Raw genomic sequence first — 16,220 nt, 5'->3', positions numbered from 1 at the left:
CATCAGGCAGATTATGTATAATTAGGAAAAGATGACTCATTTGTTTTAGGATAGAAGGGGGATTGGACGTTATGTTAATTGAGGACATTATGAATCGAAACGTCATTACCGTTAAGCCTAGTGACTCACTCCGCTTGGCTATGCTAGTTGCGGCCCAACATCGTATTCGTCACCTACCAGTAGTTGATGAGACAAATAAACTCGTTGGGATTTTGTCGGATCGTGATCTTCGTGACGCATGCCCCTCTAAGTTTGACTCGACAGCTAACAATGATATCTATAACCGGCCGGTCTCTGAGATCATGCATCGTGATGTTATCACGGCCCACCCCCTTGATTTCGTAGAAGAGGCTGCGTTCTGTCTATATGAAAACAAGATCGGTTGCCTGCCTGTCGTTGATCAGGATATCCTTTTGGGGATCATTACAGAGACTGATATTCTTCATACCTTGGTTGAGCTTATGGGCGTACAATATCCAAGTTCTCATGTAGAAGTCGAAGTAAACGACCAACCTGGAATGCTCGCTGACGTTTCCGCTGTGTTTAAAGGAATCGGCACAAATGTAACCAGTGTTCTGGTCTTCCCAGGCCGCCATCACGGGAAAAAGAACCTCGTTTTCCGAGTTCAGACTATCGATACGCGCAAAGTGAAAAATGCATTAGAATCAGCAGGTTATCATGTTATTTGGCCAAAAGAGCCGGGAGCAGGTATATGAATTCCTCAAGCCTTTTTATCTATACCCCAGAATACCTAAGCTATAAATTTAATGAGGATCACCCCTTCAATCAAAGAAGGCTCCAGATCACCTTCGACTTGCTTAAGAAATCCAATCTCATTGACGATTCACAAGTCGTTCCTCCACGTTATGCAACAGATGAAGAATTAGCCTTAATACATGATCCGCAATATATTCGTGTGGTAAGGGAATCAGGGCATAGTGAGTATCCTCTCCCTATTGCGGCAAGCTATGGGCTAGGAACCGAAGATACGCCAACGTTTCCTAACATGCATGAAGCCACCTCCCTAGTGGTTGGAGGAACCCTTAGAGCGGCAGAGCTCGTTATGTCTGGAACTTCTGATCATGCCGTGAATTTAGCTGGCGGACTGCATCATGGCTTTCGCGGGAGGGCTTCGGGCTTTTGCGTCTACAATGATTGCTCCGTTGTTATCGCTTTTCTTCGCAAGCATTATGATGCCCGCGTACTTTATATTGACACGGACGCACATCATGGGGACGGGATACAATGGTCTTTTTATGATGATCCTAACGTCTTATCGTTATCGTTTCACGAAACAGGCAAGTATCTATTCCCTGGCACAGGCAATGTGACCGAACGAGGCGAAGGGCAAGGCTACGGCTATACCGTTAATGTGCCATTGGAACCGTTTACCGAAGACGATTCATGGCTAGAGGTCTATGAAACCGTAACAACACAGGTAGCAAGAGGGTTTAAGCCTGATGTGATTGTTACTCAAAACGGATGTGATAGCCATTTTTTAGATCCATTAACTCACTTGTCTTGTTCGATGGAGATCTATCGCCAAATTCCAAAACTAGCCCATCATCTTGCACATGAGTTATGTGAGGGAAGATTAATTGCTACGGGCGGTGGTGGCTACGATATTTGGAGAGTGGTTCCAAGAGCCTGGTCGCTCTTATGGGCGGAACTAAGTGATCGCGCAATACACGGAAATCCCCTTCTGCCTGAGGACTGGGTATCCCATTGGCAAGCGGAAAGCCCGGTTCAGCTTCCTATGCATATGTTAGACCATCCTCATGTCTTGCCCGACATTCCCCGGAGAGCTGAGATCACCAGCAAGAATCGCTTAACGATGGATAAATCCATGTTGTTTTCTCCACGCGCTTGAAAAAATAAAGGACTGATTCCCAAAATTAAGGGAGTCAGTCCTTGTTTCCTATATGTTTGGCAACATTCGAGAAACCATCTCGTAGGAGCGCTTCGAGGCTAAAACAGTAAACTCAGGAAAATTAATATGTGCTGAACCGTCCGCTTTATCGGACATGGCTCGAACAATCACAAAAGGAACATCATTTAAGTCGCATACGTGAGCAACCGCTGCCCCTTCCATCTCCGTGCAATCTCCATGAAGCTCCTCGTGAAGCTGCTTTACCAAGTCGCGGCTGGCAACAAATTGATCTCCGGAGAGTATTCGTCCGGTAATGATATTACCTTCAATCACGCCTTTCCCTGCTTCCAATGCGAGTTGGACAAGCCCATCGTCAGCTCGGAAGATAGACTTCTCGGAAAAAGGGATCTCACCTCTCTTAAAGCCTAATGGTGTCACATCCATATCGTGATATTGGCAATCTGTCGATACCACAATATCCCCAATTTCTAACCTAGGATTTAAAGCGCCCGCGACGCCCGTAAATACCACGGATTGAACTCCAAATCGATCAATCAAAATTTGTGTACAGATGCTTGCATTGACTTTCCCGACACCAGACTTACACAAGACTACCTCTTTTTGATGTAAGATACCGGTATAGTAGGTAATTCCTGCTTTGGTCGTCTCTGAAACATTCTCCATAACCTCTTTATAGAGCTGGATTTCTTCATCCATCGCACCAATAATCCCGATCATTTGTTTATCCTCCCTTACCTAATTCAATTCCTTCGTCGACTGACGCTCCTCGATGCGATGTGGAAGAACAACAATATGATTATCCACCTTTTCATTATTCATGTATTTGGTAAGTAAACGCATCGCAACGGCGCCCAAGTCATACATCGGTTGAACCACGGTGGTAAGCTTAGGGCGAACCATCTCGGATAAACGGATATTATCAAAGCCTATAACCTCTAAGTCTTGAGGAACATTTTTCCCCATGTCCTGCATGCCATGAATAACTCCTACCGCCGTTTCATCGCTTGCTGCAAAAATAGCAGTCGGTGGTTCTTCTAAAGACATAAACGCTTGCGCAGCCTCAAGTCCTGCCTCATAAGAAAGCTTCCCACTAATCACATACTCTTGTCTAAAATCAAGGTTCGAATCCTTCAAGGCTTGTCTATAGCCCTCAAATCGCTCAACTCCAGCCAGAGGATCCTGGAACGGACCTGCTGCCATGGCAATGCGACTGTGGCCGCCTTGAATGAGTCGCATCGTGGCATCATAAGCTGCCTGACGATGATCGATATTAACAGAAGGATGTTCCTCCGAGCTTTCTTTAGTTCCTGCCAAGACAATAGGAACAGACGAAGTGTTAAACACTTGTAAATGTTCGTCTGTAATTTCGCGACCCATGAACACAATCCCATCCACCTGTTTCTCTAACAAGGTATTGATCAGATGAACTTCTTTTTCCAAGCGTTGGTCTGAATCACAAAGAATGATATTGTACTTGTACATACTTGCGATATCATCTATTCCCCTGGCAAGCTCAGCAAAAAACGCACTAGCGATATCCGGGATAACCACCCCAACTGTCGTTGTTTTCTTGCTTGCTAATCCGCGCGCCACGGCATTTGGACGATAGCCTAACCGTTCAATAGCGGCTAATACTTTCTTTCTCGTGGTTGGCTTAACATTCGGGTTTCCGTTTACAACCCTTGAAACGGTAGCCATGGATACACCGGCTTCTCTTGCTACATCATAAATGGTAATGGGCATAAATAACCCTCCTCAAATATCCAAAAATTGGTTTTCATATTTTCATAATTTTATTGTTATCATACGACAAAATTCTCCATCACGCAATTCGTTTTCATATGATTTTCAAGATTTTCGATTTAAGATGATTATGGTTAGTCTTAGCACATTGGGTCATAATCATACAAAAAAACCACCAACTCTTTCGAGCTGGTGGTTTTCCCATTCTAGATTGATGCTATCTTCGTATCCTTTAGTTGGGTCAAGAATTCATTGAATTGCGGAATGCTAAGCTGTTGCTTCGCATCGGATAGGGCAGTTTCCGGATCTGGATGGACTTCTACCATGACCCCATCTGCTCCTATGGCCAGCGCTGCTCTTGCTGTAGGTAAGAGCAAGTCCCTTCGACCAGTAGAGTGGGTAACATCTACAAAGACAGGTAGATGTGTTTCTTGCTTAAGAATCGGAACCGCTGAAATATCGAGGGTATTACGAGTGGCTTTTTCATACGTACGAATCCCGCGCTCACACAGCATCACATTTGTATTTCCATTGCTAAGGATGTACTCTGCCGCATAAATAAACTCTTCGATGGTTGCAGAAAGGCCGCGCTTCAATAGAATAGGGGTTTGGACCTTGCCTGCTGCCTTCAGCAGTTCAAAGTTTTGCATATTTCGAGCACCGATTTGGATAACATCCACATATTGTGTTGCGACTTCTATATCTGCAGGAGTAACTATTTCACTAATCACCTTCAACCCGAATTCGTCACCCACTTGGCGCAGAATTTGGAGTCCTTCCACACCTAATCCCTGGAAGTCATAAGGGGATGTACGCGGTTTATAAGCTCCTCCGCGAAGAATGCTAATTCCCTGTGCCTTCAGCGTTTTTGCCACTTCACGCACTTGTTCCAAACTTTCAACAGAGCATGGGCCTGCAATCAGCAGGGGCTTTCCGGCTTCCCCTACTTTAATATCTCCTAACTGAACAACAGTATCTTCCACTTGTTTTTTGCGGCTGACTAATAAGGTCTTCTTATTGCTCACTTGTTGAAGATCCAACGACGCCTTGAAGATCTGCTTGAATAAATATTGAACGGTAGCATCCGTAAACGGCCCGTTATTACGCTCTGTTATGAGATTTAACATATGTCTTTCCCGCTCAGGATCAAACTTGTTAGTACCCTGGGACAATTTCACTTTCCCAATTTCTTGAGAAAGGGCCGCTCTTTGGTTTAATAAGTCAAGAATCTGCAAGTTTAATTGATCCAACTGGGCTCTTAAGCTATCTAACTGCTCATTGCTCATGTTCTCTCTCCACCTTTAAGTTTTTATCATTTTTTCGAAATATTTGTATTATAACTTAAAGCATATTTATTGTCATTAGACGAAAGGGAAAAGAAAAAGTAGAAGAAGCCTCTTCTACTTTTTCTCCACTTCCTAAGAATTTACCTTACTCTCTGTTTTAGCTGCCGGAATATTCACTTGAGTCTCAACCGATGTCAGCTGGTCATAAAAATCAAGGTATTTATCCTTATCTTCGCTGTTGCGTAACGCCATCGCCACACGAGGATGTTCATTCAACATACCAGCGATGGTGTAAGGAATGATATATCCCCACTCTACTTGCTGTTGCAACGGAATCAATCTTCTTTCAATAACACCCATAATGGAACGTACATCGTATTTAGGATTCTCCAGGTAGTTGACCAGTAATTCTGTTGGGCAGTTACCAGCCGCTCTTCCCATACCATAAATGGATGCATCTAAGTAATTGACGCCTTTACTCTCTGCAGTAATAGAGTTGGCAAAAGCAAGTTGAAGATTATTATGCGTATGGATTCCTAATTCTTTGTTTGGCACGTGTTTCTTGAATTTGCTTACTAAGTATTCGATATCCGTTCCGTATAAACTTCCGAACGAGTCCACAATGTAGACAACATCTACATTGCTTTCATTCACTAAATCTAAGGCATTGGAAAGTGCTACTTCAGTTGCATTGGATACGGCCATAATATTGATGGTGGTTTCATATCCTAACGCATGGAATTTCTCAATCAATTCGAGTGCTTTATCCACTTCCTTGATATAGCAAGCAACTCGTATCATATCAAGATAGCTCTCACTGCGCGGTACAATATCATTCTCATCTACTCTTCCGACATCCACAAGAGCCGAAAGCTTCGTATGCGTTTTTTCGCCTATGGTCTTCTTAAGCAGTTCCTCATCAAGAAAACGCCAAGGCCCCACATTGTCGGCCTTTAATAATTTAGGAGAGTTCTTGTACCCGATCTCCATATAATCGACGCCGGCTTCACTCAGGGATTTATAAACATCTCGGACAAATTCCACACTAAAATCCCAATTATTTACTAGACCTCCATCACGGATGGTGCAATCAACAATTTTTGCAGTCGCTCTTCTCCTACTCACTGTTCTTCCTCCTCTTTCTCTTCATCGTACATTTACACTTTAATGCGTGTATGCGTTTAAGTGTTTAAGTGGTTATTGCCATTATATAAGAGGATAACAATAATTGCAAAACTTTTCTATGAAATTCTAAAATAAAGTTTAAAGCTTGGGATCAAAGGCATCTCGTAGACCATCCCCAATAAAATTAAAAGCAAGGACCGTAACCAAAATCATGAGTCCTGGAAAAAGGGGGTACCATGGCGCCAACACAAGGACAGATAAGCTTTGGGCTCCCTGCAGCATATTCCCCCAGCTAGGAATCGGGGGCTGAATCCCTAACCCTAAGAAGCTAAGTCCAGATTCAGCGAGTATGACTCCGCCTACCCCCAGGGTAGCGGCCACAATGATCGGGGCTACGGCATTAGGAAGCATATGTAAAAACATAATACGCATGTCCGACATTCCTATACTTCGCGCTGCCCATACAAAATCCTCTTCTTTTAATTTGAGAAACTCTCCACGGACCAGTCTCGCTGTACCTGTCCACCCCAAGAGGATAAAAACGGCCACAATATTAGAGAGATTGGGCTCTAGTAGCGTAACAATGGTAATGAGCAAAAAGATCGAAGGAAAGGAATTAAATAAGTCCACTACTCTCATTAATACGTTGTCCAGCCAACCGCCATAATATCCCGCTAAGGCCCCAATAAAGGTGCCGATAAAAAGAGCGCCGGCCACGGAAGAAAACCCAACTAGCAAAGAAACCCTTGCTCCATAAAGTACTCTCGAAAGAATATCTCTTCCATATTCATCCGTTCCAAATGGATGGGACCAGGAAGGGGATTGCAGACGATTTAATAAATTCTGTTCCGCCGGGTGAAAAGGGGTTATGAATGGCGCTAGCAGTGTGGCCATTAAAATGACAAACAAGATGAGAGCACCAGCCACAGCTAATCGATTCTTCGTAAACTTATTAACGACTTCTCTACTCCACCCTCGTTGAACTTCTTTGGATTCAATATGCATAAACTCTTTAAACGTCAGCTTCCGCAATGGCTTTTCACTCCTTTGGAATTGGCTGTCTATTTATATTCAATCCTAGGGTCAAGCAGTGCATAAAGGATATCGGCCACCAAGTTCCCGATGACCACCAAGAAAGCGGAAATCGTGGTAATTGCCATAATGACGGGGTAGTCCCTTTGAAACACCGCATCGAGGAAAAGTAATCCAATACCTGGATAGGAAAAGATCTTCTCTACAATCACCGCCCCGCCAAAAAAGGAGGGAAGACTTAAGCCAAACACGGTTACGATGGGAATCAAGCCATTTCGTAATCCATGTTTATAAATGACGATCCACTCCCTTAGTCCTTTTGAACGCGCCGTGGTCATATATTGCTGACCCAATACCTCGAGCATACTGGACCTGGTATATCGAGTGAGCCCTGCCATATCCGCTGTTCCAAGCGTCAGAGCAGGGAGAATGAGATGCTTGAGATAATCCCATACTCCTCCACTTCCACTCCCAAATCCGTGAATACCGCCCGCTGGGAGGAGATTAAAATAGACAGAAAAGGTCATCAGGAGAAGAATTCCTAGCCAAAAGTTAGGCGTAGCCAGTCCAAGAAACGCAATGAAAGTAGAAGTGTAGTCAACCCATGTATTTTTCTTTCGGGCGGCCAAGATACCAATGGGGATGGAGAGTACGGCGGCAAACAAAAAGGAGAAGCCCATTAATAAAAGTGTTTGGGGAAGCCGCTCCACAATCAAGTCCAAGACAGGCATCTTGCGAATAAACGAAGTGCCCCAGTCGCCTTGAATAAAGTTCCCTAACCATCTCAAATATTGAATCCAGGCCGGCTGATCAAGCCCAAGAGCCGCCATCATCTTTTCCTTGTCCTCTGGCTTAATTTTAGGATCCATCATGACGTCAGTGGGACCACCTGGCGCCAAGTACATCAAGGCAAAGGAAATCAGCGTGATCCCGAGCATCAAAGGGATCGCCTGGAATAAACGTTTCACGATATAGATCTGCAAAATCCTCACTGCTCCTCCGATGACATTTGTATTAAAAACATATGTTTAGGAGGACAAGTTTAGAAGAACAGAAAAGAGGAAGCTAAAAGGAAGCTTCCTCAATGATAACGCCAATGTTGGATCTTATAAAACCCTCCAGCAGGATGATTGAATACCCCTTCCAAGTTTACCGGATAGGCCATAATGGAATTCGCGTAATAAAGAAAGGTATAGGGCTGCTCTTGTGCCAGCCGTTCTTGCAGCTGTATCAAAATCCGCTTCCGCTTTTCTCTGTCCATTTCTCTGGTGTTCGCTTCGAGTAAACGGTCAATTTCTTTATTTTTAAAGGAAACAAAGTTTAAGCCTTTTTCCGCTTCCTTACTATGCCAGATTGCCGTAGGATCAGGATCAATGCCTAAAGACCAGCCCAGCATAACAGCATCAAACTTTTTCGTCTCCACATAATCGTTAATGAAGGCACTCCATTCCATCAATCTAGGCTTTACCTCGACCCCTATCTGCGCCCACTGCTCTTGAACGATTTGCGCGACCATTTCTCTCATTTTATTTCCTTGGTTCGTTTGAAGAACAAAAGAGAATTTCTCCCCATCCTTATCTAAGACTCCATCCCCATCCGTATCATTCCAGCCGGCTTGAGCCAGTAGCTCCCTTGCCTTCTTCGGATCGTAAGGAAATTTGGGAGCATGGGCTGCATAAGCCCAACTGAGCGGTGAGCCATGCGTGTGTGCAACCTGTCCCTCTCCTTCTAGAACAATATTCACGATTTGCTCCCGGTCCAAGGCATGAGTTAAAGCTTGCCTCACTCGCGTGTCCTGAAAAAAGGGATGGTTGAGGTTATAACCAATATACGTATAAGAAAGAGTAGGACTGGAGTGGAGCTTAATCTTTCCTTGCTTTTCGAACAGCTTTCCCACAGCCAAATCGGTAGCTGGTACCCCCATCACATCTATCCCTCCCGAGTGAAGCTGGATGAGCTGAGCGTTTTGGTCTGGAATAATTCGAAAGTAAAGCTTCTGGATTTGCGGGACTCCATCAAAATAAGATGGAAAAGCAGAAAGCTGTACAAATTGACCATCCTTCCACCTCTCAAAACGGTAAGGACCTGTACCAACGGGGCTTTTTGTACTAAAGGGGTGCTCTGCTAATTTTTCAGCCGGTACTTGTTTTAACAAGTGCGCTGGTAATATAGCATAGACGCAAGTGCTTAGAAAGGGCGCATAAGGCTCCTTCAGCGTGATATTTAGGGTATAGCGGTCAACTACTCTAATGTCTTTGATTTTTTCAAAATCCGATCCCCTAGGACCGGTATAGCCTGGCCGTCTCGGTATATTATAAGAAAAAACAACATCCTCTGATGTCAGCTCTTCCCCATCATGGAATAAGATCCCCCTCTTAAGATGAAAAGTCCAGCTATATCCATCCTTAGATACCTCCCATCTGTCTGCCAGGTCCGGTACAGGATTCAGTTTCTCATCAAATTTCACGAGGCCATTAAAGAGTAGGGATTCCACTTGAGCGCTTGATGCATCTGCAGAAAAATAGGGATTGAGTAAGGAAGGTGATCCAATCGAGCCCACAATGAGAGCTTGGCCTTTTCCTTCAGACTCCGCTGTCGACGTGGTGGGCTGAAGGGTGGAAGTCAATAAACCACACACAAGAATAAGAAAAAGTAATGGTCGAATTTGCCGTGACATGCTACCACTCCTTTTTTCTTCCCAGTGTACCCATAAATACGTAAAAAAAACTGACCTCTAAGAGGCCAGTTTAATTCTCAGTTGGTTTCTTTTTTGACTTGATAAATACGACTCCAATAAGTGTTACTGGGATAGCCATTGATAATACTAAACCAATCATCGTAATCGTTTGTGCATCCATTTACATAACCTCCCCTTCATTCATTCCCCCATAGTTTGATTAAATCACATGCAAGGAAAGGGAAGATATACATAACACGGTATTTTTCATCCATTGTCACAAATTTGATAGATTTATCTTTTTAAAATTTTCTTCTGGAAAAACGTCACAGCCAGCATACCAAGAGACGCCCCTATCACATCATTTACGATGTCGAACAGGTCGGGCATCCTGCCTGGTACAAAAGACTGATGCCACTCATCAGAAATCCCGTATAACAAGCAGAGTCCAACCGAAAGGAGCCGAATGTCTATCTTTCCGCTACGGAAAGGATATAAGGCCCAGTAAAAAAAGATGGAAAGAATAAAGTAGGCCACAACATGACCGAAATTAAAGCTATTAAAAAATGGAAACATTCCTTGAAGCTCGCTGCCTGTACGAGACGACAAGTAGAAGATTACGCCCATCCAGCCAGCTGCCGGCAACCATCTCCACCAATAAACCATAACAAAGACCTCCTCGTTAGCTCCTATCATTCTACACGAAGAGATCTTATGTCGACTAGTCCTTTAGTATTTGGCGTTTACACGGTCACAATCTGGGCATGTGGCGATGCGACCCAAATTTCCAAATTCGTCTTCCACCTTGTATCCTTTAAGCGTCTCCGAATCGCAATACAAGCATTCTGAGCGAAAATCCATATCATGGCTAGCCTTCCAAACATAAGGCTTAAAGGTTTGCCCCACATGAATTGAGAATATAGCGGACGGATCCTCACTCATATAACGATCTGCTTGTTCCATTGCACGTTCCTCCTTAGAAGTCTGGTAATATTCTTCATTATAGACAAAAGTCAGAAACTTCAAACCTTACTTAAACACAAAGTGCAATAAATGCCGAACAAAAACATTTGGTTTTTTCGTATTAGAAAGTTAGAATGAATAAGGGAAACGCATGAATATAGCAAAACAAATGAGAAATCTGGGGGGTAGTTATGAAAGATCCACGATTAGTGCAGCTTGCAAAAAACCTAATTCAATATTCCACTCGTATCCAACCTGCGGAAAAAGTACTGATTGAAATGAGAGGAGAAGCATCTGATCTCCTTAAATTAGTGGTGAAAGAAGTCTACGCCGCGGGCGGCCAACCTTTTGTTCAAATTACCGACCCCAAAGTAGTAAGAGAAATCATGCTAGGAGCTAGCGAGGAGCAGCTAGAACTGCAAGCGGATCTGGAAACTTACCGTATGAAGCAAATGGATGCGTACATTGCCATCCGGGCAGATGTCAATATTAACGAACATGCGGACGTACCCAGTGAGAAAATAAATCTCTATTCTCGAAAAGTGACCCGTCCTGTGAACGATATTCGTGTCCCTCATACGAAATGGGTCGTACTTCGTTACCCGAACTCTTCCATGGCTCAGTTAGCGAATACGAGTACAGAAGCTTTTGAAGACTTTTATTTCCAAGTGTGCAATTTAGATTACAGTAAGATGTCAGAAGCCATGGATGCCCTTGTTGAATTGATGACTCATACGGACCGTGTTCATATTAAAGGGGAGGGAACCGATCTTACCTTTTCCATAAAAGACATACCAGCCATCAAATGTGCAGGAAACCTGAATATTCCGGATGGTGAGGTTTTTACTGCCCCAGTTCGAGATTCGGTCAACGGAGTCATAACCTATAATACTCCTTCTCCTTACAATGGATATACATTTGAGAACGTTCGCCTTGTATTTAAGGACGGTAAAATTATAGAAGCAACAGCCAACGATAATGTTCGAATTAATGAGGTGCTCAATTCGGACGAAGGAGCCCGTTACATAGGTGAATTTGCCATTGGTGTGAACCCTTATATTCAACACCCAATGAAAGATATTCTATTTGATGAAAAGATCGATGGGAGCTTTCATTTTACCCCTGGCCAATGCTATGATGACGCACCAAATGGAAATAAGTCCTCGGTCCACTGGGATCTCGTTTGTATTCAGCGCCCAGAATACGGCGGCGGGGAAATATGGTTTGATGGAAGGCTTATTCGAAAAGACGGAAGATTTGTCATCCCCGAGTTAGAGGCCCTTAACCCCGAAAACTTAAAATAGACCTTAAGACGAAGACCTTGCATGGCTCTGCAGGGTCTTTACCATACTAGGATTCGATCTCACCACAGAATCTACCAAAAAATATAGATAATTTTTATAGAAATTATATTTAGAGTATATTAATATAGTTATAGTCTAAATATAGTTCCAGAATAAAACGACAATTACGGTAGTCCTATTACTAACAATAGATAATTTATATTAGGGAGATGTATCATCCATGGCCTATGATCTTCAAATTACGACAACAAGCTCTAAGCAAACCAAACCCGATCAAACTCAGCTTGGATTCGGGAAATACTATACCGATCATATGTTCATTATGGACTATGAAACAAGCCAAGGCTGGTATAATCCTAGAATTGTACCATTCCAGAACATAACCTTACACCCTGCTGCTAAAGTCTTTCACTATGGACAAACGGTCTTTGAAGGACTAAAGGCATATAGAACAAAAGATAATCGCATTCTTCTATTCCGCCCTGAGCAGAATATGAAACGATTGAATCATTCCAACGAGCGCCTTTGTATTCCAGCCATCCCGGAAGAGTTTATGATTCATGCGCTGAAGGAACTAGTAAAGCTAGATCAAGAATGGGTACCTTCTGAAGAAGGAACCTCCCTATACATTCGTCCATACGTTATTTCCACTGAGCCATCCCTAGGGGTTTCCCCTTCCAATCACTATCAATTATTGATCATTATGTCCCCTGTTGGAGCTTACTACGCAGAAGGCATTCAACCTGTAAAGATCTTTGTTGAAGACCATTATGTACGTGCCGTACAAGGTGGAACCGGTACAGCCAAAACAGCAGGTAACTATGCTGCAGGCCTTCGAGCTCAAGGGGGAGCGAATGAAAAAGGATATTCCCAAGTTCTTTGGTTAGATGGTGTAGACAGAAAGTATATTGAAGAAGTCGGAAGCATGAACGTATTTTTCAAGATTAATGGAGAGGTCGTAACACCTGTTCTAAACGGAAGTATTCTAGATGGGATCACTCGTAGATCTGTTATTCAATTGATTAAGCATTTGGGCTACAATGTCACCGAAAGAAGAATTTCGATTGAAGAAATCTACGAAGCTCATGCCAATGGCACCCTAGAAGAAGCATTCGGGACCGGTACGGCGGTTGTCATTTCCCCAATCAGTGAATTTAGCTGGAAAGACCAGCAAATTACCATTAATGATGGTAAAATTGGTGAATTAGCCGGTAATTTGTACTATACGTTAACCGGAATCCAGTTTGGTAATATTGAGGATCCATTTGGTTGGACCGTGGAAGTAAAGTAATAATGGTAGAGGGTGTCCCGAGCTTCGGGACACCCTTTATGAGTTTGCTTGAGGGGTTTTAGTTGGAGAATGTTCGACTATTTGCAGAATTAGATACTCCATCTAAATACATATCTGAAAGTATCGCTTCGCTGCTTCTTTAATCTCCTCTCCAACCAGCTTCCTCTTCTCCATATGATCGTTCTCTACCTCTATTAAGGTGTCCCCTAACAACGTTACTCTTCCATTTTCATATACACGAGAGAAAAATATCATCCTATTGAAAATAGATTGTGGAGAAGTCTCTGTCAGCACACAGATTGGTTCTATATCAGTGAGTGTCCACGCCTTTCTTCCCTTCTCAAACCGATATAAAATGAACCATTCCGCCTCTGTTTTTTTCTGGAGATAGAGCATATTCCCCTCACGAATTACACGATAGTCACCATCAGTATCTCTTACTTCCCTACCATCTAACGGAACGGCCAGACGAGGACTATGTCCACCGAATCCCACATCAACCAGATACTCCTCATGCTCCCAGACGACGATGATAAACATATGCCCGTCCTCCAGGGCCCAATTCCCGTCTCGTTGGAGCACCGTTCCCAATGTGAGTACAACATCATATCCAAGCTCTTTTAATAAAAGGTAAAACAAGCCGTTCAGTTCATAACAAACCCCTCCACGCCGCCTATGGACAAGCTTCTCAATCAGATCCTCCTCCTTTAGAGATAGTGGAATGCGATTGAGAATATCCCAGTTCTCAAAATATATCCTTAGGACATGGCATCTTTGGAGATAGGATACATAGTCCAGATCTCTGCTAGCTCTCTCTTCCGCCTGAATATGATGGAGATATTCTACTACTTTCATTTTCCTCACCTCAGTATAATTAATTGACATAATCTTACACTGTTTAGTAAGATGTTTCTATTCACAATAATCAAATAAAGGCAGGTGGACCGATGAATCGAGATCATTTCAGCTTCTCTCTTCAAGAAGCACAGCAACTAGATCAACAGGATGTCTTAAGCCGCTTTAAAGATGAGTTCTACATAAACCAGGACTGCCTTTATCTCGATGGCAATTCGCTTGGCTTGTTATCTCGCCGAGCAGAAAGATCATTGTTAGAATCCCTTGAAGACTGGAAGACACTAGGCATCGATGGGTGGATGAAAGGTTTCCATCCTTGGTTTACGCTTGCGGAGAAACTAGGAGAGAAAACCGCCCCTCTCATCGGAGCCCTTCCATCCGAAACCATTGTAACCGGTTCTATTACCACCAATATCCATCAGTTAGTTTCTAGCTTCTATCAACCGGCTGGTACTAGAACGAAGATCCTTGCAGATGCTCTTACCTTCCCTTCTGATATCTATGCCCTGCAGAGCCAGCTCCAATTACGCGGGTATGACCCGAGGAACCATCTGATACAAGTTCCAAGCCGTGACGGTCGCTTCATTGAGGAAGATGATATTATTACAGCCATGACAGAGGACGTAGCGCTCATTCTTCTCCCATCTGTCCTTTATCGAAGCGGTCAGCTTCTTGATATTCGCCGAATAGCCCAGGAGGCCCAATCTAGAGGTATCATTCTAGGCATTGATGCTGCCCATTCCATTGGGGCTATCCCACATCAGTTTCATGACTGGGGGGTTGACTTTGCCGTTTGGTGTAATTATAAATACTTAAATAGTGGTCCTGGAGGCGTTGGAGGCTTGTTCGTCCACCAGAAGCATAGGGGACAACTTCCAGGTCTGGCTGGATGGTTCAGCTCAACAAAAGAAAAGCAGTTTGATATGGAGTATACTCTTTCTCCTGCCGAGACTGCTGGCGCCTTTCAAATTGGAACCCCACATATTTTAAGTATGGCTCCTTTAATCGGTTCACTTGAACTATTTGAGGAGGCGACAATCGAACGAATTAGGGAAAAATCCCTGCAGCTCACGAATTACATGATGCATCTGATTGAACACGAGCTTTCCTCATTTGGCTTTAACATTGCCAATCCTAGAGAAGAGGCTAGAAGAGGCGGACATGTCTCTATAGAGCATCCAGATGCCATTCGGATCTGTAAGTCCTTAAAAGAACATCAAATTATACCCGATTACCGAAGTCCGAATATCATCCGGCTCGCCCCTGTAGCCCTTTATACTTCTTTTGTTGATGTATGGTCTGCCGTTCAGAAAATAAAAATCATTATGACAGAAAAGCAATATGAAAAATTCGAAAACAAGCGCGAAACTGTCGCTTAAAGGGGCCCAACATGAGTCTAATTGATATCTCGCAACGCTTGAATCCCAATGTACCCATCTGGCCTGGGGATACCCCTTTCTCTTTTGAACTTACATGGACGAAAGAACAAAGTGGGTCGGTGAATGTCGGGAAAGTTGTAATGAGTACACATACTGGTACTCATATCGATGCGCCTTACCATTTTGATACCGAAGGAAAGAAAGTATTGGAATTGGATCTCAACCTCTACGTCGGTAAGACCAAAGTTGTCCATTTACCTAAAAAAGAGAGCCTTGGGGCAGAAGATCTTTTTCCTTTTAATCTCGATGGAGTTACACGAATCCTCATTCGAACAGATTCGTGGGTAGACCCTACCCGTTTCCCCACCGACATTTGTTATCTGAGGCCTGACCTTGCTCCTTACCTTGCAGAAAAGGGAGTGCGTCTGATCGGCTTGGATGTCCCATCCGTTGATCCGCTGGATAGCAAGCACCTACCTGCGCATCATGCCCTCCTTCAACACGACATTCATATCTTAGAGGGCGCAGTATTGGCTCACGTAGAAGAAGGAGACTATGAATTGATTGCCTTGCCTCTACCTCTCGAAGGGGCAGATGGCAGTCCTGTGAGGGCCGTTTTACGAAAGCCATAAAAGAAAGGGTGTTCCAAACCAAAAATTGGAACACCCCTTTCT

Annotated in this window: 16 protein-coding genes; 6 read left to right on the top strand and 10 right to left on the bottom strand. The window is 43.6% G+C overall.

Annotated elements, in window-relative coordinates:
* Positions 1 to 71 precede the first annotated feature (71 nt).
* Both EIZ58_RS27960 and EIZ58_RS27955 read left to right on the top strand, forming a co-directional pair.
* Positions 72 to 716, top strand: coding sequence for an acetoin utilization AcuB family protein (locus EIZ58_RS27960; RefSeq protein WP_134704271.1), 645 nt, complete (start codon positions 72 to 74; stop codon positions 714 to 716).
* The gene (locus EIZ58_RS27955; protein ID WP_134704270.1) at positions 713 to 1,870 is read left to right on the top strand and encodes an acetoin utilization protein AcuC; all 1,158 of its coding nucleotides are present in this window, start codon (positions 713 to 715) and stop codon (positions 1,868 to 1,870) included. The genes EIZ58_RS27960 and EIZ58_RS27955 overlap by 4 nt, the downstream gene beginning before the upstream one ends.
* A gap of 48 nt (positions 1,871 to 1,918) precedes the next feature.
* Here EIZ58_RS27955 and EIZ58_RS27950 read toward each other — a convergent pair whose 3' ends face one another.
* The 9 genes from EIZ58_RS27950 to EIZ58_RS27910 form a co-directional block, all read right to left on the bottom strand.
* The gene (locus tag EIZ58_RS27950) at positions 1,919 to 2,608 is read right to left on the bottom strand and encodes a 5'-methylthioadenosine/adenosylhomocysteine nucleosidase (protein WP_134704269.1); all 690 of its coding nucleotides are present in this window, start codon (positions 2,606 to 2,608) and stop codon (positions 1,919 to 1,921) included.
* Between the two features lie 18 nt (positions 2,609 to 2,626).
* A complete protein-coding gene (gene ccpA / locus EIZ58_RS27945; RefSeq protein WP_134704268.1) occupies positions 2,627 to 3,634 on the bottom strand; it encodes a catabolite control protein A in 1,008 nt (335 codons plus the stop codon).
* Between the two features lie 206 nt (positions 3,635 to 3,840).
* Positions 3,841 to 4,920 carry a bifunctional 3-deoxy-7-phosphoheptulonate synthase/chorismate mutase gene (locus EIZ58_RS27940; RefSeq protein WP_134704267.1) on the bottom strand — a complete coding sequence of 360 codons (1,080 nt, stop codon included), beginning with the start codon at positions 4,918 to 4,920 and terminating at the stop codon, positions 3,841 to 3,843.
* A gap of 132 nt (positions 4,921 to 5,052) precedes the next feature.
* Positions 5,053 to 6,045, bottom strand: coding sequence for an aldolase catalytic domain-containing protein (locus EIZ58_RS27935; RefSeq protein ID WP_134704266.1), 993 nt, complete (start codon positions 6,043 to 6,045; stop codon positions 5,053 to 5,055).
* A 138-nt stretch (positions 6,046 to 6,183) separates the two neighbouring features.
* Positions 6,184 to 7,050: an oligopeptide ABC transporter permease gene (opp4C, locus tag EIZ58_RS27930; protein WP_134704307.1), complete on the bottom strand. Its 867-nt coding sequence runs from the start codon at positions 7,048 to 7,050 to the stop codon at positions 6,184 to 6,186.
* A 56-nt stretch (positions 7,051 to 7,106) separates the two neighbouring features.
* On the bottom strand, positions 7,107 to 8,060 hold the full coding sequence (locus EIZ58_RS27925; RefSeq protein WP_134704265.1) for an ABC transporter permease: 954 nt from the start codon (positions 8,058 to 8,060) through the stop codon (positions 7,107 to 7,109).
* Positions 8,061 to 8,158: 98 nt separating this feature from the next.
* Positions 8,159 to 9,754 carry a peptide-binding protein gene (locus EIZ58_RS27920; protein ID WP_134704264.1) on the bottom strand — a complete coding sequence of 532 codons (1,596 nt, stop codon included), beginning with the start codon at positions 9,752 to 9,754 and terminating at the stop codon, positions 8,159 to 8,161.
* A gap of 294 nt (positions 9,755 to 10,048) precedes the next feature.
* Positions 10,049 to 10,420 (bottom strand): VanZ family protein, encoded by a 372-nt coding sequence (locus EIZ58_RS27915; protein WP_134704263.1) that lies wholly within the window; start codon positions 10,418 to 10,420, stop codon positions 10,049 to 10,051.
* Positions 10,421 to 10,483: 63 nt separating this feature from the next.
* Entirely contained in the window at positions 10,484 to 10,717 is a 234-nt protein-coding gene (locus tag EIZ58_RS27910; RefSeq protein ID WP_240689438.1) for a hypothetical protein, read from the bottom strand.
* A gap of 191 nt (positions 10,718 to 10,908) precedes the next feature.
* On the opposite strand from EIZ58_RS27910, the gene EIZ58_RS27905 reads away from it, so the two are divergent.
* Together EIZ58_RS27905 and EIZ58_RS27900 are read left to right on the top strand one after the other, a co-directional pair.
* A complete protein-coding gene (locus tag EIZ58_RS27905; protein ID WP_134704262.1) occupies positions 10,909 to 12,021 on the top strand; it encodes an aminopeptidase in 1,113 nt (370 codons plus the stop codon).
* A 220-nt stretch (positions 12,022 to 12,241) separates the two neighbouring features.
* Positions 12,242 to 13,312 (top strand): branched-chain amino acid aminotransferase, encoded by a 1,071-nt coding sequence (locus EIZ58_RS27900; RefSeq protein ID WP_134704261.1) that lies wholly within the window; start codon positions 12,242 to 12,244, stop codon positions 13,310 to 13,312.
* Positions 13,313 to 13,414: 102 nt separating this feature from the next.
* Here EIZ58_RS27900 and EIZ58_RS27895 read toward each other — a convergent pair whose 3' ends face one another.
* Entirely contained in the window at positions 13,415 to 14,167 is a 753-nt protein-coding gene (locus tag EIZ58_RS27895) for an arylamine N-acetyltransferase family protein (protein WP_134704260.1), read from the bottom strand.
* A 92-nt stretch (positions 14,168 to 14,259) separates the two neighbouring features.
* Between EIZ58_RS27895 and kynU the strand changes: the two genes are divergently transcribed.
* Positions 14,260 to 15,546, top strand: a complete 1,287-nt coding sequence (gene kynU, locus EIZ58_RS27890; RefSeq protein ID WP_134704259.1) for a kynureninase — start codon at positions 14,260 to 14,262, stop codon at positions 15,544 to 15,546.
* An 11-nt stretch (positions 15,547 to 15,557) separates the two neighbouring features.
* Entirely contained in the window at positions 15,558 to 16,178 is a 621-nt protein-coding gene (gene kynB, locus EIZ58_RS27885; protein ID WP_134704258.1) for an arylformamidase, read from the top strand.
* Positions 16,179 to 16,220 lie beyond the last annotated feature (42 nt).

Source organism: Ammoniphilus sp. YIM 78166 (genome assembly GCF_004522215.1).
Lineage (GTDB): Bacteria > Bacillota > Bacilli > Aneurinibacillales > RAOX-1 > YIM-78166.
Note: the sequence above shows the minus strand (reverse complement) of the source record. Positions and strands in the feature narration are given on the sequence as shown.

Coding starts and splice junctions, on each gene's coding strand:
- EIZ58_RS27915 (WP_134704263.1), bottom strand. CDS start 10,420: ATGGTTTATTGGTGGAGATGGTTGCCGGCAGCTGGCTGGATGGGCGTA.
- EIZ58_RS27910 (WP_240689438.1), bottom strand. CDS start 10,717: ATGGAACAAGCAGATCGTTATATGAGTGAGGATCCGTCCGCTATATTC.
- opp4C (WP_134704307.1), bottom strand. CDS start 7,050: ATGCATATTGAATCCAAAGAAGTTCAACGAGGGTGGAGTAGAGAAGTC.
- EIZ58_RS27900 (WP_134704261.1), top strand. CDS start 12,242: ATGGCCTATGATCTTCAAATTACGACAACAAGCTCTAAGCAAACCAAA.
- EIZ58_RS27905 (WP_134704262.1), top strand. CDS start 10,909: ATGAAAGATCCACGATTAGTGCAGCTTGCAAAAAACCTAATTCAATAT.
- EIZ58_RS27940 (WP_134704267.1), bottom strand. CDS start 4,920: ATGAGCAATGAGCAGTTAGATAGCTTAAGAGCCCAGTTGGATCAATTA.
- kynU (WP_134704259.1), top strand. CDS start 14,260: ATGAATCGAGATCATTTCAGCTTCTCTCTTCAAGAAGCACAGCAACTA.
- EIZ58_RS27955 (WP_134704270.1), top strand. CDS start 713: ATGAATTCCTCAAGCCTTTTTATCTATACCCCAGAATACCTAAGCTAT.
- EIZ58_RS27960 (WP_134704271.1), top strand. CDS start 72: ATGTTAATTGAGGACATTATGAATCGAAACGTCATTACCGTTAAGCCT.
- ccpA (WP_134704268.1), bottom strand. CDS start 3,634: ATGCCCATTACCATTTATGATGTAGCAAGAGAAGCCGGTGTATCCATG.
- EIZ58_RS27895 (WP_134704260.1), bottom strand. CDS start 14,167: ATGAAAGTAGTAGAATATCTCCATCATATTCAGGCGGAAGAGAGAGCT.
- EIZ58_RS27920 (WP_134704264.1), bottom strand. CDS start 9,754: ATGTCACGGCAAATTCGACCATTACTTTTTCTTATTCTTGTGTGTGGT.
- EIZ58_RS27950 (WP_134704269.1), bottom strand. CDS start 2,608: ATGATCGGGATTATTGGTGCGATGGATGAAGAAATCCAGCTCTATAAA.
- kynB (WP_134704258.1), top strand. CDS start 15,558: ATGAGTCTAATTGATATCTCGCAACGCTTGAATCCCAATGTACCCATC.